The following is a 25,042-nucleotide window of genomic DNA, read 5'->3' on the forward strand; positions in this document are numbered from 1 at the left end:
TTCAGTATTAAAATGCTCAAAGTTACTCTTGGCTTTGTTGTTTATACTTTTCTTCTAAAACATTACTAATAATGCTTTCAATCATCCACACTCGATACAAACTATTAAACACATAAGTTTGTCCGTCTATACGAAACTCTAAGACTGGAAAATCAGGTTGATGCTTTTCCTGACACAGAACATCATTTTGCTTTAAGTATTGTTCAACATCTTGTTCAGTCAGTTGGTCAATATCCAGACGCTTTTGCATTTTTTGAAAATGCGCCTTAAAGGATAAGTCTTTTCCACGTGTCCAAACCGCTTCTAAAATCTCATGCATGCAGTCGACTTGTTGCTCAACAGGGACGCTATAAAACAATTTTGCCATTTCATAGGTTGCCTCTTTGGTTGGTCGACAAAAAGGTGTAAATGCAACTTGTGTCCGTTTAGATACTCGTGTTGCCAAACTCCAATCAAACCAATCACGTCCGTGATAACTTAATGGATACACGCTTAATTGGATATTGTAATAATTTGCCAGTTCTTCTTTGATGTAGGCGAGTAATAGCCAGCTCATTGGATCTTCAAGAGCGATATATAAATCCAGCTCTGGATGCAAACCTTGAACTTCAGTTATAGACTCACCGTCATTGATTAAATGCTCTCGCCACTCAATATGATTAATCAAAAAGATGGGATTACCCTTAAGTAGTTTTTGTTGTTTTAAACGGCGGGTCAAACGTAATAAATCATCAACAGCTTGATACTTACGCTCACCAAATTCGAAATAGCTAGCAATCACTGGCACATCTTTAAAAATGCGTTCTGGGTAATTTTGTGGAGTTTGATGCTTGCTGGCCATGGCATGCAAAGTACGTAATTTTCCATATTGCTGCTGCCAAAGCATATGAAAGACATCTTCTAGTAAATGTAAAAAATTTTGTTCTCTTAATGGCGTATTTCTTAGAATTGTTTCTGCTTGTTGTAAGGCTTCTGCTGTTGGTATTTCAGGTGTATCGTCAAATCCAAAACGATGCTGTTTTGCTAGAATCTTGGCATCATTTAGACAATATTGAAGCCAATCTTCGGCTGTCATTCCATTTGGGGGTTCTGCACCCTGTCTAGATATAATCACCTTTAATGGTTTGAGTTCGTCACTCAAAATCTCATTCAACTGATCCAGTTGTTGTACCGCAAGATAACTATAAACATCGTCTAAACGAAGATAAATGCTTAAACCCTGTTCCGTGGGTAATTCCGCCTGACGAGAAGGTTTTTGGTAAAACCAACGCGATCGGATGGGATCAAACCAACGACGTAACAAAGACATGTCGATAGCCTCTAATGGTCATAAAATCTGTAAGTGAATGAAATTGTACTCACGTATCAATTTATACGTCAGCAAAAATTATCTTCAGTATCTAATAAAATCAAAAAAAAATCCCCCTTTTATTGTAAGAGGGATCTCGCCGCTTTAAGCGGCGATCAGAATTACAGAACGCGAACAGCGCCTTTTGCTGCGCTCGTAGAGTGCATTGCATAAATCTTAAGTGATTTAGAAACTTTACGTTTGCGCTCTTCAGCTGGATGCCAGCCTTTCGCTTCTTGAACCGTACGACGATGAGCCATCGTTGCATCATCTACATTCAAGTGAATCGTACGATTTGGAATATCGATTTCAATGGTATCGCCATCTTCAACTAACCCAATCGCACCGCCTTCAGCAGCTTCAGGAGACACGTGACCAATTGATAAGCCTGAAGAACCACCAGAGAAACGACCATCCGTAATCAAAGCACAGTCTTTACCTAAACCTTTTGATTTCAGGTAGCTTGTTGGATACAACATTTCTTGCATACCTGGACCACCACGTGGACCTTCGTAGCGAATCACAACAATGTCACCTGCAACGATCTTATGATCTAAAATAGCTTCAACCGCTGAATCTTGGCTTTCAAAAACACGTGCTGTGCCGGTGAATTTCAGAATCGATTCATCTACACCCGCTGTTTTAACGATACAACCATCTAATGCGATGTTACCGTAAAGTACAGCCAAACCACCGTCTTTAGAGAAAGCATGTTCCGCATTACGGATTACGCCTTTCTCACGGTCACCATCAAGCGTTGAATAATAACGGTTTTGTGAGAATGCGACTTGCGTAGGAACACCGCCTGGAGAAGAGCGATAGAACTCATAAACATCAGGATCTTCAGTGCGAATAATATCCCACTTATCTAAAGCATCTTTCAGTGTTTTTTCATGTACGGTTGGGCATGAAGTATTCAGTAGATTAGCACGATCAAGCTCACCTAAGATCGCCATAATACCGCCCGCACGATGCACATCTTCCATATGTACATCAGATTTTGCAGGTGCAACTTTAGACAACACTGGTACTTGACGAGACAAGCGGTCAATATCATCCATTGTAAAATCAACTTCAGCTTCATGTGCAGCTGCAAGTAAATGTAATACAGTGTTGGTTGAACCACCCATTGCAATATCAAGCGTCATTGCATTTTCAAACGCAGCTTTAGTTGCAATTGAACGTGGCAAAATGCTGTCATCATTCTGTTCGTAATAACGTTTCGCAAGTTCAACAACTAAACGACCCGCTTTTAGGAATAATTTTTCACGATTGGCATGAGTTGCAACAATTGAACCATTGCCTGGTAATGATAAACCTAATGCTTCTGTTAAACAGTTCATCGAGTTTGCAGTAAACATACCTGAACATGAACCACAAGTAGGACACGCAGAGCGTTCGAAAGCAGCAACTTCTTCATCGGTATAGCTTTCATCAGCAGCAACAACCATCGCATCAACAAGGTCAATCGCTTTTTCATCGCCACGGAATTTAACTTTACCCGCTTCCATTGGGCCGCCAGACACGAACACCACTGGGATATTCAAGCGCATAGCCGCCATCAACATTCCCGGTGTGATCTTGTCACAGTTCGAGATACAAACCATCGCATCTGCACAGTGCGCATTGACCATGTATTCTACAGAATCGGCAATTAAATCACGTGATGGTAGTGAATACAGCATCCCGTCATGCCCCATGGCAATCCCATCATCCACGGCAATGGTATTAAATTCTTTTGCGACACCACCAGAAGCTTCAATTTCTCGTGCAACCAGTTGCCCTAAATCTTTAAGATGCACGTGACCTGGAACGAATTGGGTAAATGAGTTGACGACCGCAATAATAGGTTTGCCAAAATCTTCATCTTTCATACCTGTCGCACGCCATAAACCGCGCGCGCCAGCCATATTTCTTCCATGTGTTGATGTTTTCGAACGATAATCAGGCATTTTTTATTCCCAACAAGTTTGTGCTCGAGATGAATAGGACATTCTCTCTGGCGAAATGATACTGAGCTTTTCCCATCATACTACAAGTTATCGTTTAACTGATGACCAGCGAACCTATCTTTTTTTGTTCAAAGACAATTCCTTCCACCTAATTAGGGGCTAGTGGCTTTTTGGCTTATAATTTGGGGTAAATTTTCTGTGGATTATCTTTGTGAAGATCATTTTTGCTGGTACGCCTGAATTTGCGGCAACCGCATTGGCGGCATTATTAAAAACACCACACCAGATTATTGCGGTTTACACTCAACCTGATCGTAAATCAGGACGCGGACAAAAGCTTACGCCATCTCCTGTAAAGCAACTTGCACTTGAACATGGTTTACCTGTTTTTCAACCACTGCATTTTAAAGCGTCGACTGAAGAAGGTTTTGCTGCTCAACAAGAGTTAGCAGCTTTGGGTGCTGATGTCATGGTAGTCGCCGCTTATGGTCTGATCTTGCCACAAACCGTATTAGATATGCCTAAATACGGTTGTTTAAACATTCACGGTTCTCTATTACCTCGTTGGCGTGGAGCAGCTCCGATTCAACGTGCAATCGCAACAGGAGATGCTGAAACAGGTATCACCATCATGCAAATGGCAGTAGGTTTGGACACAGGCGATATGATGTACAAAACCTATTGCCCAATTACTGCAGAAGATACCTCTGCAACCTTGCATGACAAGTTGGCAACTCAAGGTGCTGAAGCCATTTGTACCGTGCTTGAATCTGAGCAAAGTTTGCAATCATTTATTGCCAAACGTGAAGTTCAAGATGAATCCCTGACGGTTTATGCACATAAATTAGTAAAATCAGAAGCACGTATTGATTGGACACAAACTGCAATCCAAATCGACCGCAATATTCGTGCATTCAATCCTTGGCCTGTGGCTTTTATTCAATTGGATGAAAATAACGCTTTACGTGTTTGGAGTTCAATGCCCTCCGAGATCAGTAAAGCAAATGCTCAATTAGGTGAAATTCTTGCAATTGATAAGCAAGGCGTACATGTCGCTTGTGGTGAAAACAGTGTCGTGTGCTTAACCAGTTTACAGTGGTCAGGTGGTAAAGCGCTCAATGCTGTCCAAATTGCCCAAACTCAAAAATTACATCTTGGACAAATTCTCCCATGAGCCAATCGAATCAATCATCTACAAAAAATCTGAATCTACGTGCGCAAGTGATCAAAACACTTTTGGCTGTTCAAAATGGGCAATCTTTGACTTCTGTATTGAATCAACATATCAATATGGTCTCTGAACGTGATCGTGGTTTATATCACGAACTGACTTTAGGTTGTTTACGCCAGTGGTATTCTTTAAAAGCCATTACCTTACCATTGCTCACCAAACCGTTAGACAATGAAGCATTAGAAAGCTGTTTATATCTTGGTTTATATCAAATTTTATGTACCCGTATTCCTGTACATGCTGCAATCTCGGAAACTGTAAATGCTGCTAAGCAACTCGGTTTCGAGCCAATGAGTGGTTTGGTCAATGCAATTCTGCGTCGTGTTTCACGTGAAACAGATGAATTTCAAACAGCTTTGAATAATACACATGGTTTACCAAGTTGGTTATTCAAACGAATCAAAAAAGATTGGCCTGAGCAAGCAGAGCATCTGTGCCAAGCCTTAAAACAAGTCGCGCCACTCACCCTGCGCGTCAATGAACGCCAAGTTAGTCGTGATGAATATTTAGAGATTTTGGACGAAGAACAGATTGATGCTCGTCCTTGCATGCTTTCCGACGTTGGTATTGTTTTGGAACAAACGGGCAATATTACCCATTTACCAGGTTTCGAAGAAGGTGGCTTTTCTGTTCAGGATGAACATGCACAATTGTGCGCCACGCTTTTACCGAACCTAGATGGCAAAGTGGTGGTTGATGCTTGTGCTGCACCAGGTGGAAAAACAGCACACATCCTTGAGCGCTTTAATCCTAAAAAGCTAATCGCATTAGATCATGACGCAAAACGTTTATTGCGTGTTTCTGAAAATATCGAACGTCTTGGTTTAGATCAAACTGAGGTGGAGATTATCGCAGCCGATGCCACCACATGGCAGGCACCAGAACCCGTCGATTGTATCGTGCTGGATGCACCTTGTTCTGCAACAGGTGTTATTCGTCGTCATCCTGATATTCGCTTGCTCAGACAATCCACAGACATCGCACAAACCGTGGCTTTACAGCAACAGATTTTGAGACAGATGTGGCAACAGCTTAAAGTTGGCGGTACGCTGCTTTATATCACCTGCTCAATATTAAAAGTCGAGAATGAGCAGCAGATGGTCGAGTTTTTTGCAGACCATCCCGATGCAAAAGAAATTAAAATCTCTGCGGATTGGGGTATAGAACAGATTCATGGTCGTCAGCTGTTGCCTTCAAATCAATCAGGTGATGGTTTCTATTATTGTCATATCCAAAAACAAGCGTAATAAAAAAGCAGGCTTAAAAGCCTGCTTTTTTTAAGAATCAATCATAGCGTATGCTGATCTTTAACTTCTTCAAGAACATCATCTAAATCTTCTGGATTCTTCATTAGGTGGCGAATCGACAAAGCGAGTCCACCCCATAAAAACACCATTGAAATAATCATCATTACGATTGCTGAAGTATTCATAATTTTATTCTCCTAGCGATCTTTCATTCTGCTTAAAACTAGCGCAACGACAGCACAGAAAATGACACTGCCCCATCCAAACACGCCTTGTAAGCTCATACTATAAGTATCGTAACCGTTCTTAATCAAGTTAATCACTGTCATGCTCAAAGTCGTTAACAGGATCAATGATGTGATCACAGTAAGCGTAAACGCCCAACCTTTACCTAACTGAATCGTAGAAATACGGTTCACATGATCACGAAGTTCAATCAAAGCAGAGCGTTTAAACCAAGCAATACTAATGATAGAAACCAATGCTCCGCCAATAATACCGATGTTATTGATGAAGTGATCCACAATATCCACCAGCTTAATGGCATTAACGCTTGAGAATAGAATCACTGAAACTAGCGCACTACCACCACCGATGATCGTTACTGCCTTCTTACGTCCCCATTTCAATTTATCCTGCATTGCTGCGATTGGCACTTCAAGAATACTCACCATCGATGAAATACCAGCAACAAACAACGATGAGAAGAACAACAGACCAAATACGTCTGCGCCTGCACCTAAGCTTGAAATAATTTTAGGGAATGCAATAAATGCCAGACCAATACCACCACTTACGACATCTTTAACTTCTGTACCCGCAGCATGTGCCATAAAGCCGAGTGCAGCAAAAATACCAATACCAGCAAGGATTTCAGTCGATGCATTGGCAAAACCAACGATCAAACCAGAGCCTGTTAAGTTAGTTTTAGGCTTCAAGTAAGATGCATAGGTCACCATGATCCCGAAACCTACAGAAAGTGAGAAAAACGTATGACCATAAGCTGCTAACCAAACTTTATAGTCCATCATCGCTGCCCAGTTTGGCGTAAAGAAAGCATTTAAGCCTTGAACCGCACCAGGTAAACGTAAAGATTGAACAACAAGGATAGTGAACAATACGAACAGTAAAGGCATGAAAATCTTGTTCGATAATTCAACACCTTTTTTAACCCCACCATAAAGAATGATGAGTGTTAATGCCCAAATTCCCACAATTGGCCAAAATAGATGACTAACAAACTGAAAATCAAAACCTGAAGCTTTTGAAGTTTGTAGGTAAGTATTAAAGAAGAAGCTTTCAGGATCACTACCCCACGCTTGCCCGATCGAGAAATAAATATAACTTCCCGCCCAAGTCAAAACACTAGCGTAATATAAACCGATGATAATACAGACACAGACTTGCCACCAACCTAATGTTTCACCGCCTTTAAATAAAGAACGATAAGCTTTCGGTGGAGAATTACGAGCACGATGACCTGTGGCATAATCTAAAAACAAAAGCGGTAAACCCGCAGTGATAAGTGCCAATAAATACGGGATAAGAAAGGCACCACCACCATTTTCATAGGCAACATATGGAAAGCGCCAGATATTACCTAAACCTACAGCTGAACCTACAGCTGCAATAATAAAACCAGATCGTGATGTCCAGTTTTCACGAGAATCTGCCATAGAACACCTAATATATTCATGTGGCACTTTTCAAACTGCGTTCACTTGTTATTATCCAACAGAGAGAAAAGTACCGTAAAAATCTTGTTTTGCTTGCATGAAAGTTCAACCTTGTGGGTCTCTTATTTCCATGTACAAACAAGCAAAAACCAAACCATCTTCCTTAAAGATTGGATTTTGTTTTTCTGCTTTTAATAGCTGAACAATACCTGTTTTTATTTCTTTTTACTGTAAATTCCTGACGAAAAAATCACACTTTTCGAGCGATTGATTATTTTTCAACTCAGTTAATAGTTGACCTTACAGTCAAATGATAAATTTAAGATACAGAAAACTATTAGGTGCAGAATCACAAGGTCTACCTGAATAATCTATTGCTTGATCGCCAGCAACCGTTCTTCCTGCATATCTCGAATCGCGGATTGAATTCCCTCTCGACCTAAGCCTGAGTCTTTCACACCGCCATACGGCATATTATCGACACGGAAGGTTGGCACATCATTGATAATTACACCTCCTACATGTAAATGATCCCATGCATACAACATTTTATTGAGATTTTGTGTATAAACTCCTGCTTGTAATCCAAAACGACTTTGATTAATTGTTGCAATTCCTTGCTCGAAATCCTTATATTTTTCTAAAATGGCAACAGGGCCAAATGCTTCATCTTTATAAATTTCTAACTTTGAATCAACATTTTCCAATAAGGTAGGTTCAAAACAAACACCATCTAAAATACCACCAACAAGTATTTTTGCACCTTTCTTCTCGGCTTTATCAATCCATTTTTTCAGTCGAATCGCTTCAGCTTCTTTAATCATTGGACCGACCAACGTTGTTGCTAAGCTTGGATCATCAACTTTAATCTTTTTTAATTTTGCGATTAATTTCTTTTTTAGATCCGCATAAATATCAGCATGCACTAAAATCCGCTGCACGCTAATGCAAATCTGACCTGCATGACCATAAGCTGCACCAATTAAACGGTCAATCAAAGCATCATCAATGATTGCATCCGCCTCAATCATCACCGCAGCATTACCCCCCAATTCAAGCGTAACCTTTTTACGACCTGCTCTCGCTTTCATATCCCAGCCGACTTGATCAGAACCCGTAAAGCTGAGCAACTTAAAACGATCATCGGTAACTAAAATATCCGCCGCTTGGCGATCACAAGGCAATACTGACCAAGAACCTTTAGGCAAATCTGTTTCAGCCAATACCTCTGCAATTTTAAGCGAACTAATTGGCGTTAAACTTGCTGGTTTCAGCACAAAAGGACAACCCGCTGCGATTGCAGGTGCGATCTTATGCGCCACTAAATTCAAAGGAAAATTAAATGGACTAATTAAGGAAACTGCGCCAATCGGCACCTGTTTAACCATCCCACGATAACGAGAAGCTGCTGGTGTTACAGCTAAAGGTATTATTCGACCATCATCCATTTGAGTCACTGCATCCGCAGCCAATTGGAAGGTATTAATCAGCCGTTCAACCTCAGCACTTGCTGCACCACGAGGCTTGCCGCCTTCCGCAATCAAAATCTCAATCAATTCACCACGCAACTCATTGAACCGTTTCACGCAATGCAACAATATTTTTTGTTTTTCAAAAGGTTTTAAAGCAGCCATTTCGGCCTCTGCTTTAACAGCTGATGCAATTGCCTTTTCTAGTGTTTTAGCATCAGCCAAAGCAACTCGTGCGAAAACCTGAGTCTGATATTTATGATGTACATCTAACCACGCTGCTGTTTTTACCGCTTTACCAGCCAAATATAATGGATATTCAACAACGTTTTCTTGCTCTTTCATTTCTTATTCTCTTTTCAAAAAACTAAAATTAGACTACTGCATAATTTTACAGATCACTATATGATTCGCCCAATCTATGATGAATTCACAACAATTCATTACGGTTTATGCTCATAAATTAGGACTATATGATGAAAATTTTAAAAATATCGATGCTTGCTTTAGGAACAAGCCTTTGTGGTTTAGCACAAGCAGATGTTATTGGTGTCAAAGGTGATGTGAGCTACTGGGCATACGACGGTAAAGCAAATATGGCAACCCAAACTTCTGCTCAAGATCAAGACCTTGACCGTAAAGGGGCTGCACAAATTTCTCTTGCTGTTGAACACCCTGTTCCATTAATTCCAAATGCAAAAATCCGTTATGTGAATTTAAAAACACAAACTGAAAATGAAGTTTTAGGTCAACCTGTTTATGACTTAGATATCGATCATACCGATTTCATTCTATATTATGAAATTCTCGATAACGTTGTGAATGCAGATGTTGGTTTTGGTGCAACCAATTTGAATGGCGATGTCAAAACGTTGAATTTAACAAAAACTGATATCGATAAAACCATTCCAGTAATCTACGGTTCAGCTGGGGTCAAACTACCGTTTACAGGTTTGAGTGCTAAAGGTGAGTTACTCTACAGCAACTTTAATGATGCTAAAATCACAGATGCCCAAGCAGAATTACAATATAACTTTATTGATAATTTATTGGTCGATGTAGGATTGAAAGCAGGCTACCGTATCTTAAACATCGAATTAGATGATTATGAAAAAAATGATCTTAAATTTGATTTTAAAGGGCCATATGTTGGTTTAGACATTCATTTCTAAATCAAATTAATAAAAAAGCGGAGTCTGATGATTCCGCTTTTTTTATTATAAAGCATATATTTGCCATGTAAGCTTAAGCCTACAACTATCGTCGTCATTGGCGAATAGTTCAATTTAAAACTTTGCCTTATCATACAAAACATAAAGAGAGAGGAAGTCTCATTGAAAATAAAAAGATACGCAGGAAGCGGTCGTTGATAAGGAATATAAACGACAAGAAACTGAATACTAAGAAGCCCTGTCAGGATGATGGGGCTTCTTTTTATTTATCATTTTATGCGTGATTTAAAGACTTTTTAGGTAGACAACCACTTCGTCATGCTCTGCCATTTCTGCAAGCTGCAGCGCAGTATATTCGCCTTTATACGCAACATTTGCTCCTTTACTCACTAGTAGCTTCACCACCGCCAAATGATCATTCTCAGCGGCAGCCTGTAATGCACTATAGCCTTCGCCATCAGTCTGGTTTGGGTCTATACCGTCAGCCAATAATTGTTCGACTTGTTCCATATCACCAAGAGAAGCCCAATAGACCAGTTCAGGAAGATGAAGTTCTTCATCATCTTCGGAGAGTGGAGAGAAAGAGTTTTGTTTCATAATAATTCTCTTTAATAACCTTTCAAATTAATAATTCTCAGCGATAAATTCGCCATGAGATTCAGCAACAAGAAATTGAACCACATTTTCACGTGTCTCTAGAACCCATACACCTGTAAATTCTGGTGTCCGTATTACAGTAAAATACAACTTAAAAAGATCACGGATGGAACTTATACCATCCCTTACTACTAAAGCAAAATCTTCCCATTCTTTATTGTTGCCCCAAGGATTATCAGCGTGTAAATATTTTCCTAATCGATCATACAATTTAATAAACTGATTTTTGTCAAAGAATTTTCCTGTTTTTCTATCAAAATGCCAAGTCCCATTCTCTAACTTCTCAGCTGGTAACAAAGGTATAGGGTAAAAGTCAGAATTTATTCCACTTAAAGCTTTTAAAATTGAGCTAGCTTTATAATCTTTTGTATAGTCAGGATTTTTATCAGCTTGAGCACGATATTCTTGATATTTAATTTTATTTGGGGCGATCGAAGCTAAAGCAAATATTTCTAATGCTTTACGTAAATGTAATATTGAGGATTCTAAATCTAATAAATCTTTGATTTCGAAATATGACTCTATAAGACTTTCACACTTCTGTAATCTAAAAAGTGCCTCGTTTACTTTATCAGTATAAATTTTTTGTAAATCTTTCATTTTAATATCTGTTTAAAATTCAAACAATATATTACTTTCGCAATAAAAAACACCCCCTGCTTTTTTGAGTAGGGGGTGTTTAGATTTAAAAGCTGGCGATGACTTACTCTCACATGGCAAGTGCCACACTACCATCAGCGCTAAGAGGTTTCACTTCTGAGTTCGGGAAGGGATCAGGTGGTTCACTCTTGCTATTGTCGCCAGCAAACTGTTGTGGTGTTTTGGGGTCTTATTGATCATGTTGTGTTTTCACTTCATGTCTGCCTTACTTACGAACCAAAGAGTTATTAACGGATTAGATATTGAGTCTAACTTTGTGTTCAGCATTTTAACTAGTTTTCACACTAAATCAAGTTGTGTATTGAATTTATCTTGAATACAACAACTGTTTGGGTGTTGTATAGTCAAGCCTCACGAGCAATTAGTATTGGTCAGCTTCACACGTCACCGTGCTTCCACACCCAACCTATCAACGTCCTAGTCTCGAACGGCTCTTTAGAGGAATAAATTCCTAGGGAAATCTTATCTTGAGGTAGGCTTCCCGCTTAGATGCTTTCAGCGGTTATCCCTTCCGAACATAGCTACCCGGCGATGCCACTGGCGTGACAACCGGTACACCAGAGGTTCGTCCACTCTGGTCCTCTCGTACTAGGAGCAGATCCTCTCAAATTTCCAGCGCCCACGGTAGATAGGGACCGAACTGTCTCACGACGTTCTAAACCCAGCTCGCGTACCTCTTTAAATGGCGAACAGCCATACCCTTGGGACCTGCTTCAGCCCCAGGATGAGATGAGCCGACATCGAGGTGCCAAACACCGCCGTCGATATGAACTCTTGGGCGGTATCAGCCTGTTATCCCCAGAGTACCTTTTATCCGTTGAGCGATGGCCCTTCCATACAGAACCACCGGATCACTAAGACCTACTTTCGTACCTGCTCGACTTGTGGGTCTCGCAGTTAAGCGCGCTTTTGCCTTTATACTCTACGCGTGATTTCCGACCACGCTGAGCGCACCTTCGTACTCCTCCGTTACTCTTTAGGAGGAGACCGCCCCAGTCAAACTACCCACCAGACATGGTCCTCGTCCCGGATTACGGGACAGAGTTAGAACCTCAACATTACCAGGGTGGTATTTCAAGGACGGCTCCATTGGAACTAGCGTTCCAACTTCAAAGCCTCCCACCTATCCTACACAAGTAAGGTCAAAGTTCAATGTCAAGCTGCAGTAAAGGTTCACGGGGTCTTTCCGTCTAGCCGCGGGTACACTGCATCTTCACAGCGATTTCGATTTCACTGAGCCTCTGCTGGAGACAGCGCCGCCATCATTATGCCATTCGTGCAGGTCGGAACTTACCCGACAAGGAATTTCGCTACCTTAGGACCGTTATAGTTACGGCCGCCGTTTACTGGGGCTTCGATCAAGAGCTTCGCTTACGCTAACCCCATCAATTAACCTTCCAGCACCGGGCAGGCATCACACCCTATACGTCCACTTTCGTGTTTGCAGAGTGCTATGTTTTTAATAAACAGTTGCAGCGGCCTGGTTTCTGCGGCTACCAATAGCTCAGGGAGCAAGTCCCATCACCGTCAGCAGCGTACCTTCTCCCGAAGTTACGGTACCATTTTGCCTAGTTCCTTCAGCAGAGTTCTCTCAAGCGCTTTGGTCTACTCGACCTGACCACCTGTGTCGGTTTCGGGTACGATTCCTGTGTAACTGAAGCTTAGAGACTTTTCCTGGAAGCATGGTATCAGCCACTTCACTGTACAAGTACAGCTTGCTATCGACTCTCAGCATAGAGTACCCCGGATTTGCCTAAGATACATGCCTACAACCTTCCACCTGGACAACCAACGCCAGGCTGACTTAACCTTCTCCGTCCTCTCATCGCATTACACAGAAGTATTGGAATATTAACCAATTTCCCATCGACTACGCCTCTCGGCCTCGCCTTAGGGGTCGACTCACCCAGCCCCGATTAACGTTGGACTGGAACCCTTGGTCTTTCAGCGAACGGGTTTTTCACCCGTTTTGTCGTTACTCACGTCAGCATTCGCACTTCTGATACCTCCAGCATGCTTCTCAACACACCTTCATCGGCTTACAGAACGCTCCCCTACCACTTGACTAATGTCAAATCCGCAGCTTCGGCACATAGTTTTAGCCCCGTTACATCTTCCGCGCAGGCCGACTCGACTAGTGAGCTATTACGCTTTCTTTAAAGGGTGGCTGCTTCTAAGCCAACCTCCTAGCTGTCTATGCCTTCCCACATCGTTTCCCACTTAACTATGATTTTGGGGCCTTAGCTGGCGGTCTGGATTGTTTTCCTCTTGACTACGGACGTTAGCACCCGCAGTCTGTCTCCCGGATAGTACTCATTGGTATTCGGAGTTTGCATCGGTTTGGTAAGTCGGGATGACCCCCTAGCCGAAACAGTGCTCTACCCCCAATGGTATTCGTCCGAGGCGCTACCTAAATAGCTTTCGGGGAGAACCAGCTATCACCAGGCTTGATTAGCCTTTCACCCCTATCCACAAGTCATCCCCTGGCTTTTCAACGACAGTGGGTTCGGTCCTCCAGTTAGTGTTACCCAACCTTCAACCTGCTCATGGATAGATCGCCTGGTTTCGGGTCTATACCCAGCAACTAAACGCCCTATTAAGACTCGATTTCTCTACGGCTCCCCTATTCGGTTAACCTCGCTACTGAATATAAGTCGCTGACCCATTATACAAAAGGTACGCAGTCACCGAACAAGTCGGCTCCCACTGCTTGTATGCATGCGGTTTCAGGATCTATTTCACTCCCCTCACAGGGGTTCTTTTCGCCTTTCCCTCACGGTACTGGTTCACTATCGGTCAGTCAGGAGTATTTAGCCTTGGAGGATGGTCCCCCCATATTCAGACAAGGTTTCACGTGCCTCGCCCTACTCGTCATCATTATGTGTGCCCTTTCGTGTACGGGAATATCACCCTCTACGTTCGCACTTCCCAGAGCGTTCCACTAAAACACACATAACTTAATGGGCTGCTCCCCGTTCGCTCGCCGCTACTAAGGGAATCTCAATTGATTTCTTTTCCTAAGGGTACTGAGATGTTTCACTTCCCCTCGTTCGCTTCATAAACCTATGTATTCAGTTTATGATACCCGCCTTATAGCGGGTGGGTTCCCCCATTCAGAAATCTCCGGATCAAAGGATATTTGCCGCCTCCCCGGAGCTTTTCGCAGGCTATCACGTCTTTCATCGCCTCTGACTGCCAAGGCATCCACCACATGCACTTAATTACTTGACTATACAACCCCAAACAGTCGTTAACACATACAAGTGAGTGTTATCGTTGCAAACTTAATTGCTACTGGTTTGTTGTCTGTGAATTTAATCACCATACAGCTTCAATCTAAATTCATATACCAAAACGCTTGATTCAGTGTTTTTGCTAGTTCTCAGATTAAATATTAATTTAACAATTACTTGTTATCTTCCTATTTAATCGAGTTTGAACAATTTATTTCAGACTCAATTTTCTAATCTGTTAATGATTAACTACCACCTCGTCGGTGCGTAGTAAACTGTGATAAATCACAGAAGTTAAGAAGCTATTTGCTTACTAAGTTCTGTAATCTTTAGCTCCAAGCTTCGTTCTATGTGTGCCTGCGCACAGCATAGCTGTTTGCTTAAATTCTCGGACAAAGCGTTGCTTTGTTTACCCTCGAATTTGGTGGAGACTAGGAGAGTCGAACTCCTGACCTCCTGCGTGCAAAGCAGGCGCTCTACCAACTAAGCTAAGTCCCCAGCTTTAATCATAATGAACGACATATCTTTTTATCTAGCAGCTTGTGATTATTCATCACTTCGTCAGTAGTGGTGGGTCTGACAAGACTTGAACTTGTGACCCCACGCTTATCAAGCGTGTGCTCTAACCAACTGAGCTACAGACCCTCAGATACATCTTCGAAGAACAACTTGTTGTGGATTCTTACCGGTCACCAATCTTTCGTTAAGGAGGTGATCCAGCCGCAGGTTCCCCTACGGCTACCTTGTTACGACTTCACCCCAGTCATCGGCCACACCGTGGTAAGCGTCCTCCTTGCGGTTAGACTACCTACTTCTGGTGCAACAAACTCCCATGGTGTGACGGGCGGTGTGTACAAGGCCCGGGAACGTATTCACCGCGGCATTCTGATCCGCGATTACTAGCGATTCCGACTTCATGGAGTCGAGTTGCAGACTCCAATCCGGACTACGATCGGCTTTTTGAGATTAGCATCACATCACTGTGTAGCAACCCTTTGTACCGACCATTGTAGCACGTGTGTAGCCCTGGCCGTAAGGGCCATGATGACTTGACGTCGTCCCCGCCTTCCTCCAGTTTGTCACTGGCAGTATCCTTAAAGTTCCCATCCGAAATGCTGGCAAGTAAGGAAAAGGGTTGCGCTCGTTGCGGGACTTAACCCAACATCTCACGACACGAGCTGACGACAGCCATGCAGCACCTGTATCTAGATTCCCGAAGGCACCAATCCATCTCTGGAAAGTTTCTAGTATGTCAAGGCCAGGTAAGGTTCTTCGCGTTGCATCGAATTAAACCACATGCTCCACCGCTTGTGCGGGCCCCCGTCAATTCATTTGAGTTTTAGTCTTGCGACCGTACTCCCCAGGCGGTCTACTTATCGCGTTAGCTGCGCCACTAAAGCCTCAAAGGCCCCAACGGCTAGTAGACATCGTTTACGGCATGGACTACCAGGGTATCTAATCCTGTTTGCTCCCCATGCTTTCGTACCTCAGCGTCAGTATTAGGCCAGATGGCTGCCTTCGCCATCGGTATTCCTCCAGATCTCTACGCATTTCACCGCTACACCTGGAATTCTACCATCCTCTCCCATACTCTAGCTTCCCAGTATCGAATGCAATTCCCAAGTTAAGCTCGGGGATTTCACATCCGACTTAAAAAGCCGCCTACGCACGCTTTACGCCCAGTAAATCCGATTAACGCTCGCACCCTCTGTATTACCGCGGCTGCTGGCACAGAGTTAGCCGGTGCTTATTCTGCGAGTAACGTCCACTATCCAAGAGTATTAGTCTCAGTAGCCTCCTCCTCGCTTAAAGTGCTTTACAACCATAAGGCCTTCTTCACACACGCGGCATGGCTGGATCAGGGTTCCCCCCATTGTCCAATATTCCCCACTGCTGCCTCCCGTAGGAGTCTGGGCCGTGTCTCAGTCCCAGTGTGGCGGATCATCCTCTCAGACCCGCTACAGATCGTCGCCTTGGTAGGCCTTTACCCCACCAACTAGCTAATCCGACTTAGGCTCATCTATTAGCGCAAGGTCCGAAGATCCCCTGCTTTCTCCCGTAGGACGTATGCGGTATTAGCATTCCTTTCGGAATGTTGTCCCCCACTAATAGGCAGATTCCTAAGCATTACTCACCCGTCCGCCGCTAAGATAAGGTGCAAGCACCTCATCTCCGCTCGACTTGCATGTGTTAAGCCTGCCGCCAGCGTTCAATCTGAGCCATGATCAAACTCTTCAGTTAAAATCATTTTGCACCTTAGTTAAGACAAGGTGCTAATTCTGGCTCATCAATTTTCTGACTAAAAATTCGCTCAAATAAACTTCGAGAAATTTCTACCATTCAATCAATGAAAATATATTCGATCGATCAACCAGTAAAAATCCACACAAGTTGTTCTTCTATTCTCTTAATGATCTTCTCGATGATTCGTCATCATCAAGCTAGGTCGGCTATATTACTCTAAATTTCTTTAAAGTCAACAGGTAATTTAGATATTTTTAAAACTTATCAACCAACCCAAGAATCCAACCATTTTAGCCAAATCCTTGTTTCTCAACAAGTTTTTATCCGCATCACCGCCGATGGATGTGCATTCTACAGCATTTCTAATCGCTTGCAACCCTGTTTTTTATTATTTTCTTTTGCATGTTTCTTTTTTCTACAAATCTGATGTTTTCGTTGTTTTTATCATCTATTTATGTACAAAAAGCAGGCTCATGGCCTGCTTTTTATTTTTTCCATTGCCGTATTAGTCAGTAAACGTCACACGGGCGATGGCTTTTTTACCAGACTGAATAATATAAGTTCCATTCTCTTTTACAGAGAAACTCATATCCACAACATTCCAATCGACTTTAACTGCACCACGTCCAACGGCATCTTTAGCTGATGCTGCATTCGGATTTAAACCCGCCACACGTAAAATAGTTGCAATAAATAATTCACCACCAAATTCAGCACGAGAAATGGTTACTTCAGGCGTATCTTCAGGAACTTCACCTTCAGTGATTCGATTCCCTGCACTCTTATGTGCATTTTCTGCTGCTTCTGCATCATGGAAACGTTCAACAAGCTCAAGTGCTAAGATGCGTTTAATTTCTTGTGGATTACGACCTGCAGCCATTTCCTCAAGTAGAACTTTAATTTCATCTAATGATTTAAAGCTAAGTAGATCAAAGTAACGTTCAATTAAACTATCTGGCATCGACAAGATTTTTTGATACATTGCACCTGGTGTGTCGAACACGCCAATGTAGTTGCCTAAAGATTTAGACATCTTATTTACGCCATCTAAACCTTCAAGAATAGGTACTGTAATACACACTTGTGATTCTTGACCATAACGACCTTGCAAGGTACGCCCCATTAATAAGTTAAAGGTTTGGTCTGTACCACCTAACTCAACGTCTGCTTCAAGTGCAATTGAGTCATAGCCTTGTACTAATGGATATAAGAACTCATGAATGGCAATTGGCTGATGATTGTTATAGCGCTTAGTAAAGTCATCACGTTCTAACATACGTGATACGGTTTGTTGGCTCGCCAATTGGATCAAATCAGCTGCAGACTTCTGATTGAACCATTCTGAGTTAAAACGGACTTTGGTTTTATTTGGATCTAAGATCTTAAAGACTTGTTCTTGGTATGTTTTTGCATTGGCAAGGACTTGTTCTTTTGACAACGGCGGACGTGTTGCACTTTTACCCGTTGGGTCACCAATCATCGCAGTATAATCACCGATTAAGAATGTGACTTCATGCCCTAAATCTTGGAAGGTTTTTAACTTATTGATGAGAACAGTATGTCCTAAATGTAAATCAGGAGCCGTAGGGTCAAAGCCTGCTTTTACACGTAGTGGACGATTCTCTTTGAGTTTTTTCAATAAATCTTCTTCAGAAATAATCTCGTGCGTGCCTCGTTGGATGAGAGCAAGCTGTTCTTCGGCGGGCAAGAAATTTGACATCACAAAACCTAAACACATCAGTTATTCAATTTGTGCGATATACTAACATTTTTTCAGCGTCTTGCAGGGGAAGTTGTATATGAGCGCAATCTATATTGGTGTAATGACTGGCACAAGCATGGATGGTGTTGATATTGTTGCAGCTTCTTTTAATCCTTTAACTTTGCACGCAACCCTGACTGTTCCGTTTGATCCAGAATTACGTGATGAATTGATGGCGCTCACTTTGCCTGATGATAACGAAATCGATCGTATGGGCAAAGCTGATGTGGCTCTGGCACAGATGATTGGATATGGTATCAATGAACTGATCAAACAAAATAATTTAGACCGAAATCAAATTAAAGCCATTGGCTCACATGGGCAGACCATTCGTCATCGTCCTGAACATGGGTTTACCTTGCAAATCGGTGATCCCAATATTATTACTGAAATCACTCGTATCCCTGTTATTTCGGATTTTAGACGTCGAGATATGGCTGCTGGTGGTCAGGGTGCACCTTTAGTTCCTGCTTTCCATCAGGCCTTGTTTCAGCATGACAGTATTCATCGCGTCATCTTAAATTTGGGCGGAATTGCAAATGTCACTATGCTACCTGCAAACAATGCGGACGGCGTATATGGATTTGATACAGGTCCAGCCAATATTTTGATGGATGCATGGTGTCATCGTCATACAGGTCATCCATATGACGAGAATGGTGACTGGGCTGCATATGGCAATCCCATTCGCTCATTGCTAGATCGTTTACAAACACACGAATTTTTTGCCAAAGAACCTCCGAAGAGTACGGGTCGTGAAGACTTTAATTTAGAGTGGTTGGATGAGCAGCTCAGCGATTGGCGAAGTGATTTAGAGTACGATGAACTTGAAGATACGCCAGAGAATGTTCAAGCAACCTTAATGAAACTGACAACTCGTGCAATTAAGAAAGCAATTTATCGCAGTAAAGATGCTATGCCGACAGGTGAAATTTATGTCTGTGGTGGTGGCGCATATAATTCATATTTACTTGAACAACTACGCTGGCGTTTGCGCAAGCATAATTGGTCTGTGCAAACTACAGATGCGCTGGGTCTTGCTCCAACATGGGTTGAAGCCACAGCTTTTGCTTGGTTAGCGATGCGTTTTATGGAGCAACTCAGTGGTAATTTACCAGCTGTCACGGGTGCATCAGGAAATCGTATCTTGGGGACAATTACGGCGGTGTAATAGCAAAAAAGCTTCTCATATCGAGAAGCTTTTTTATATCTTTTTTAAACTTAAATCGAGAAAGAAGATCCACAACCACACGTCGTTGTTGCATTTGGGTTTTGTACAACAAAACGTGAACCTTCCAAACCTTCTAGATAATCAACGACTGAACCGACTAAATATTGATAACTTAATGAGTCAACCAACATTTTGACATCACCATTGGTAAATTCAGCATCGTCTTCATTGGCACTTTCTGCAAAGTTAAAACCATAAGAAAAGCCAGAACAACCTCCACCTGTTACATAGACACGTAACATAAGATCATTATTCCCTTCACTTTCGCGTAATTGGCGAACTTTTTTGGCAGCATTATCTGACAATTCAAGAGCTTGTGCGTTCATGATGGATATTCCTCGACTTTTCTTTGTCTTTCATACATAAAAGACCCGATATTCAGTATAGCATACTCAATATCAGGTCTGTATTTGAAGTTTTAAAGGGCTATTCAAAATACTTTTACAAGATTATTTGTAGTTTTCGTCTTGTAAGCCACATTCAAAATTCTTTGGATTTTCTTTACAACGGAATTGCCATAAAAGCTTCATCATGCGTTTATCGTAAATCCCTTTTGCTGTCAGGTTAATACGTGATTCTCGCATAAGTTTTTGATAGCCTGGCTTATCAGACTCAGGAACTTCCATCCAATATTTTTGCGGAATATCCGCCTTCATTTTACCAAGGATACCAAATGCACGTGGTAGTTGGCTTTTAACCCACTCGCGTGACTTTTGACCAAATCCTGCTGGGAATTTATCTGGATGAATAATCAAATTACCTGTCACTTGTAAGATCGGATAATTCACAATTGCGCCTTTTGTACCCAAACCTTTATGCAATTCCAAAGGTTTAAATGCAGCTGCTGGCGCACCAATAATATCAACCTGACCATTATTAAATTTTGCACCAAAGTTTGTAATATCTGAACTTACAGCCTGCGCTCCGACTTGTGAAGCCATAATTTTTTGTGCTTCATCATAGTCTAATACCGCAATTTTCTTACCTGCAGCTTTTGCCACCGTATTGATATTACGATCATTAACAAGTAAATAAGCATCACCGACTGGGATCACACCGACAACTTCATATTTGCCATTGACCATCGATTTTCCGAACACTGGGCTAGCAAGACCTTGCATCACTTTAACTGCAAGTTTTAAGTCAGTGATTGCGCCAATTGCATCGAGAGAACCTGTAAATTTATTGAATTGGCGACCACGCATTCCTGTGATACTCACACCATCACATTTTCCAGCTTTAAAGTCTTCAGCAATTACAGCCTCATTGGTGCCAACTTTCAATTCGATATCAGCGCCCCAAGTCTTTGCAGCGAGCTGATAATCTTTCATAAGTGCGTAAACATCGCCACTTTTACCAACAATATCAAATACACAGATTGTTTGCTTTGCTTGAGCGCCTGCGGATACGACTGCAACACCTGTTGCAAGCATTAATGTTTTAAACCATTGCATGTTCTTTTTTCCTTTGCATTTTGGTGATTGTTGTGACATCACACCCAAAATCGTAGAACCACGTTTAATTCCCTAATGGTATATAAACGAAATCCCTCATCATCAATCGTAAATCTTCCTGATCAAAATATATTTTAATCTTCACGATTTCATTTGATTTTTATCTCATTATGATTACGAGATTTTAAAGTAAAGGCTATGACTTAAATGACGATCACAAAAAAACAAAAAGCCTAGATAAATCTAGGCTTTAAGTGTCATTTTTGGCAATTACTGATTATTCACCAGGTAATGCACATTCAAAGTTTGATTTGTTCACTGAACAACGAGATTTTTTCAATACAGACATCATACCTGCATCGTAAATACCACGCTTAGTCAAATCCATACGACCATCACGTAATAATTTTTGATACTTCAATGTATCTTCTGCGCTTAAGTTCATTTTGTACTTCGCTGGAATTTCAGCTTCGTAACGTTTGATCATTGCGAATGCTTTTGGAAGTTGCTTCACAAAGTAATCACGAGATTTTTGACCAAAACCAGCAGGGAATTTTTCTGGACGAATAACAAGATCCGCAGTTACTTGTAAAACTGGGAAGTTGAAGATACCACCATTAGTACCTAAACCCTTGCTCAATTCTAATGGTTTGTATGCATAAGCAGGCGCACCTACCATATCAACTTGACCATTGTTAAATTTAGCAGCGAAGTTAGAAACGTCAGAAAGTACTGCTTGAGCGCCTACGCGTTGTACCATGATTTTTTGAGCATCATCGTAACCCAATACAGCGAATTTCTTACCAGCAGCTTTTTCAATTGAGTTAATGTTCTTGTCACGTACGAAGATATACGCAGCACCCAATGGAGAGATACCCGCTACTTCATATTTGTTACCACCAAGATTAGTCGTCATCTTCGCAGCATTACGAGCATCTAGAACGTAAGTAATCGCACGTTGAGCAATTTCATTGCTCGGCGCACCACCTAAAGAATCGATAGAACCCGCGAATTTGTTGTATGGGCGAGCACGCATTGCTGTCATTGCTACAGCAGCACATTTACCAGCCTTGAAATTATTGTCAGCAACTTGCTCATCAGTGATTGCTAGAAGGTTAACGTCAGCACCCCAACCTTTTGCAGCAAGTGCCCAGTCTTGCATCATTTTGTATGATTCACCTGACTTCCCTAATAAGTCGAATACACACACATCGATTTTTGCTTGAGCAGATGCTGACATGCCCATCATCGCAGTTGCTGCAATAGCTAATGCAATTTTTTTCATATTTTTCATCCTTTCACAAACTTTATGTTTGTCTCCTTGTTCGAAGCAAATATTAATCATGTTTTCTGAAAAAAAATAGAGCTTGTACTCTATTTTTATGTCAGGATTGTTTAATATTTGTCCTTTTTTATATCATCCACTTCTTTTATTAGACATTTTTGTGATAAGTCAAAAGTTGTACGCTAAGGTTCACGATTTGAAATAACGTAAAACTTCTATTCTCCACTCAATGTACATTCAAAGTTTGTACGTTCAACAGTACAACGTGCACGTTTGAGTACGTTCATCATAGTAGCATCGTAAACGCCTTGTTTTGTTAGATTCATACGCCCTTCTCGTAACATTTTTTGATAGCGTACTTTGTCTTCATTCGATAGGTTAATTTTTCGGGCATTCATGCCTGATTCTAAACGTTGCACCATGGCAAAGTTACTTGGAAGTTTATTGATGAACCATTGTCTCGATTGAGTACCAAAATTTGCAGGAAATTTACCTGGACGAATAATCAGATCACCTGTGATATTCACAACAGGAAAATTAAACAAAGCACCATTTGCCAATCCTTTGCTAATTTCCAAAGGTTTATAGGCATATGCTGGTGCAGCAATTACATCGACCTGACCGCTGTTAAATTTTTTCACAAAATCAGAAATATCGGATGGCACAGCAATCAGATCTAAGCTTTCAACAATTATTTTTTGTGCCTGATCGTAATGCAAATAAGCGAATTTTTTTCCTTTCGCTTTTTCTATCGTATCAATTCGTTTATCCCGCACAAAAATATAGGCAAGACCGACTTCAATGATTCCCGCAACTTCGTATTTTTCTCCATTGACGGTTGCAGTCAGACGGCTTTTATTACGTTTGTCGAGCACATAACTAATTGCTTTTTGCGCAATTGCATTACTCGTTACTGCACCCACAGCATCAATCGAACCAGCGAATTTGTTATATTTACGCGCACGCATTGAGGTCATGTAAACCCCATCACACTTACCAGCATCAAAGTCTTGTTCAGCTTTTTGTTCATCTTGATAAGCAATTAACTCAACGTCACCCTGCCAAGTTTTTGATGCAAGCTTCCACTCTTCAATCAGTTTATATGACTCCCCAGCCTTGCCTAACAAATCGAATACACAAATTTCTTGTTTTGCCTGCACAGAAGTGGTCATGGCAAAAAGCGTTGCAGCGCTCAGTGCCCAAAGTCCTTTTTTCATCTTGTTTTCCCTTAATTGCTGTTTTTGCATATTTTTCCACCAGCTAAGGACAAATATAGTCAGGTTTTATTTAAAAGCCTAGTCCTTTTGTCTACATATGTCGGGTTTTTCAGATATTTAACTATCCTGATCACACTTTCTAAAGAGTCAATTGACGATGTCTCATAGCAAAGCATTTGATTGAAATATTTGGACTAATCAGAACTAGGATCAGGATATTTACTATTCACCACCTAAGGAGCATTCAAAGTTTGTGCGTTCTACCGTACAACGTGCGCGTTTCAGAACACTCATCATAATCGGATCGTATACACCTTGTTTCGTCACATTAATACGTTCGTCTCTTAGTATTCGTTGATAGCGAACCTCATTTTCTTTACCTAAGCTCAATTTATATTTCGCGGGTATAGAGTCTTCTAGGCGTTTAACCATCGTAAAGCTTTTCGGTAGCTGCTTAACAAACCATTCCCGTGACTTTAATCCAAAATTAACAGGAAACTGTTCAGGACGAATAATTAAATCTCCTGTGATATTTACAACTGGGAAGGTAAACATGGCTCCCGACTTTGCAATCCCTTTTTCAATCTCGAGTGGCTTATAGGCGTACGCAGGTGCAGCAATCACATCAACCTGCTTGCTATTGAATTTTTTTACAAAATCAGAGATTTCTGAAGGTACTGAAATCATTTGTAAACTATCTACTACTGCTTTTTGAGCTATATCGTAGTGAAGATATGCAAACTTTTTTCCTTTGGCTTTTTGGATCGTATTTAAATTTTTATCTTGTACAAAAACATAAGCCAAACCAAATTGTAAAATGCCAGCAACTTCGTAGTTTTGATCATCAACTTTTGCCAGTAATCGGTGCTTATTGCGTTTATCTAAAGCAAAACTAATCGCCTTTTGTGCTACATCATTACTGGTCACACCACCAATCGCATCAATCGAACCTACAAAACCATTGTATTTGCGGGCCCGCATAGAGGTCATATACACACCTTCACAGATTCCTGACTCGAAGTCTTTTTGTGCCTTCGCCTCATCCTGATATGGGATCAATTGAATTTCAGCTTGCCAATTTTTAGCCGTGACAGCCCATTCTTGCGTCACTCCAAATGTTTCACCTGCTTTTCCTAATAAATCAAATACACATACTTTTTGTTTTGCTTGAACAGTCGTTGCAAACCCCATCAATGTTAAGATT

The 25,042-nt window shown here is 41.4% G+C and carries 17 protein-coding genes, 2 tRNA genes and 3 rRNA genes; 4 read left to right on the forward strand and 18 right to left on the reverse strand.

Annotation, left to right across the window (positions count from 1 at the left end; genetic code table 11):
- Positions 1-22: 22 nt before the first annotated feature.
- Positions 23-1,309: a hypothetical protein gene (locus R2H34_RS16505; RefSeq protein WP_087540968.1), complete on the reverse strand. Its 1,287-nt coding sequence runs from the start codon at positions 1,307-1,309 to the stop codon at positions 23-25.
- A gap of 161 nt (positions 1,310-1,470) precedes the next feature.
- Positions 1,471-3,300 (reverse strand): dihydroxy-acid dehydratase, encoded by a 1,830-nt coding sequence (gene ilvD / locus R2H34_RS16510; protein ID WP_005403486.1) that lies wholly within the window; start codon positions 3,298-3,300, stop codon positions 1,471-1,473.
- Between the two features lie 211 nt (positions 3,301-3,511).
- Here ilvD and fmt point away from each other — a divergent pair, with 211 nt between their 5' ends.
- Both fmt and rsmB read left to right on the forward strand, forming a co-directional pair.
- Complete coding sequence (gene fmt / locus R2H34_RS16515; protein ID WP_087540967.1) at positions 3,512-4,474, forward strand: methionyl-tRNA formyltransferase; 963 nt, start codon at positions 3,512-3,514, stop codon at positions 4,472-4,474.
- Positions 4,471-5,778 carry a 16S rRNA (cytosine(967)-C(5))-methyltransferase RsmB gene (gene rsmB, locus R2H34_RS16520; RefSeq protein ID WP_087540965.1) on the forward strand — a complete coding sequence of 436 codons (1,308 nt, stop codon included), beginning with the start codon at positions 4,471-4,473 and terminating at the stop codon, positions 5,776-5,778. The genes fmt and rsmB overlap by 4 nt, the downstream gene beginning before the upstream one ends.
- A gap of 41 nt (positions 5,779-5,819) precedes the next feature.
- On the opposite strand, the gene R2H34_RS16525 is transcribed toward rsmB, so the two are convergent.
- From R2H34_RS16525 to R2H34_RS16535, 3 genes are all read right to left on the reverse strand, one after another.
- Positions 5,820-5,963: a methionine/alanine import family NSS transporter small subunit gene (locus R2H34_RS16525; protein WP_004910340.1), complete on the reverse strand. Its 144-nt coding sequence runs from the start codon at positions 5,961-5,963 to the stop codon at positions 5,820-5,822.
- Positions 5,964-5,975: 12 nt separating this feature from the next.
- A complete protein-coding gene (locus R2H34_RS16530) occupies positions 5,976-7,454 on the reverse strand; it encodes a sodium-dependent transporter (protein WP_004910343.1) in 1,479 nt (492 codons plus the stop codon).
- 371 nt (positions 7,455-7,825) lie between these two features.
- Positions 7,826-9,268 (reverse strand): aldehyde dehydrogenase family protein, encoded by a 1,443-nt coding sequence (locus R2H34_RS16535; protein WP_039047243.1) that lies wholly within the window; start codon positions 9,266-9,268, stop codon positions 7,826-7,828.
- A gap of 131 nt (positions 9,269-9,399) precedes the next feature.
- Here R2H34_RS16535 and R2H34_RS16540 point away from each other — a divergent pair, with 131 nt between their 5' ends.
- A complete protein-coding gene (locus R2H34_RS16540; RefSeq protein ID WP_004951059.1) occupies positions 9,400-10,095 on the forward strand; it encodes a TIGR04219 family outer membrane beta-barrel protein in 696 nt (231 codons plus the stop codon).
- Between the two features lie 285 nt (positions 10,096-10,380).
- Here the strand turns inward: R2H34_RS16540 and R2H34_RS16545 are convergent, their stop codons facing one another.
- The 8 genes from R2H34_RS16545 to tyrS form a co-directional block, all read right to left on the reverse strand.
- Positions 10,381-10,692 carry an ankyrin repeat domain-containing protein gene (locus R2H34_RS16545; RefSeq protein ID WP_075695977.1) on the reverse strand — a complete coding sequence of 104 codons (312 nt, stop codon included), beginning with the start codon at positions 10,690-10,692 and terminating at the stop codon, positions 10,381-10,383.
- Positions 10,693-10,719: 27 nt separating this feature from the next.
- Complete coding sequence (locus R2H34_RS16550; protein WP_004965188.1) at positions 10,720-11,352, reverse strand: hypothetical protein; 633 nt, start codon at positions 11,350-11,352, stop codon at positions 10,720-10,722.
- A 90-nt stretch (positions 11,353-11,442) separates the two neighbouring features.
- Positions 11,443-11,557 (reverse strand): 5S ribosomal RNA (gene rrf / locus R2H34_RS16555).
- A gap of 195 nt (positions 11,558-11,752) precedes the next feature.
- A 23S ribosomal RNA gene (locus R2H34_RS16560) occupies positions 11,753-14,643 on the reverse strand.
- 424 nt (positions 14,644-15,067) lie between these two features.
- A tRNA-Ala gene (locus tag R2H34_RS16565) sits at positions 15,068-15,143 on the reverse strand.
- 70 nt (positions 15,144-15,213) lie between these two features.
- Positions 15,214-15,290: transfer RNA gene (locus R2H34_RS16570), tRNA-Ile, on the reverse strand.
- A 59-nt stretch (positions 15,291-15,349) separates the two neighbouring features.
- A 16S ribosomal RNA gene (locus R2H34_RS16575) occupies positions 15,350-16,886 on the reverse strand.
- Together the 16S, 23S and 5S rRNA genes with 2 tRNA genes alongside form the textbook arrangement of a ribosomal RNA operon.
- Positions 16,887-17,394: 508 nt before the next feature.
- On the reverse strand, positions 17,395-18,627 hold the full coding sequence (gene tyrS, locus R2H34_RS16580; protein ID WP_005404005.1) for a tyrosine--tRNA ligase: 1,233 nt from the start codon (positions 18,625-18,627) through the stop codon (positions 17,395-17,397).
- Positions 18,628-18,688: 61 nt separating this feature from the next.
- Here tyrS and R2H34_RS16585 point away from each other — a divergent pair, with 61 nt between their 5' ends.
- A complete protein-coding gene (locus R2H34_RS16585) occupies positions 18,689-19,822 on the forward strand; it encodes an anhydro-N-acetylmuramic acid kinase (protein ID WP_151730755.1) in 1,134 nt (377 codons plus the stop codon).
- A 50-nt stretch (positions 19,823-19,872) separates the two neighbouring features.
- Here the strand turns inward: R2H34_RS16585 and erpA are convergent, their stop codons facing one another.
- The 5 genes from erpA to R2H34_RS16610 form a co-directional block, all read right to left on the reverse strand.
- Positions 19,873-20,208, reverse strand: a complete 336-nt coding sequence (gene erpA / locus R2H34_RS16590) for an iron-sulfur cluster insertion protein ErpA (protein ID WP_004914604.1) — start codon at positions 20,206-20,208, stop codon at positions 19,873-19,875.
- Between the two features lie 123 nt (positions 20,209-20,331).
- Positions 20,332-21,336: a putative solute-binding protein gene (locus R2H34_RS16595; protein ID WP_004914600.1), complete on the reverse strand. Its 1,005-nt coding sequence runs from the start codon at positions 21,334-21,336 to the stop codon at positions 20,332-20,334.
- 277 nt (positions 21,337-21,613) lie between these two features.
- A complete protein-coding gene (locus R2H34_RS16600; RefSeq protein WP_004965197.1) occupies positions 21,614-22,621 on the reverse strand; it encodes a putative solute-binding protein in 1,008 nt (335 codons plus the stop codon).
- A gap of 215 nt (positions 22,622-22,836) precedes the next feature.
- Positions 22,837-23,838 (reverse strand): putative solute-binding protein, encoded by a 1,002-nt coding sequence (locus R2H34_RS16605; RefSeq protein WP_017397501.1) that lies wholly within the window; start codon positions 23,836-23,838, stop codon positions 22,837-22,839.
- 222 nt (positions 23,839-24,060) lie between these two features.
- Positions 24,061-25,029 carry a putative solute-binding protein gene (locus R2H34_RS16610; RefSeq protein WP_004965202.1) on the reverse strand — a complete coding sequence of 323 codons (969 nt, stop codon included), beginning with the start codon at positions 25,027-25,029 and terminating at the stop codon, positions 24,061-24,063.
- Positions 25,030-25,042: the final 13 nt, after the last annotated feature.

The sequence above is a fragment of the Acinetobacter sp. 16 genome (assembly GCF_033439925.1).
Lineage (GTDB): Bacteria > Pseudomonadota > Gammaproteobacteria > Pseudomonadales > Moraxellaceae > Acinetobacter > Acinetobacter junii.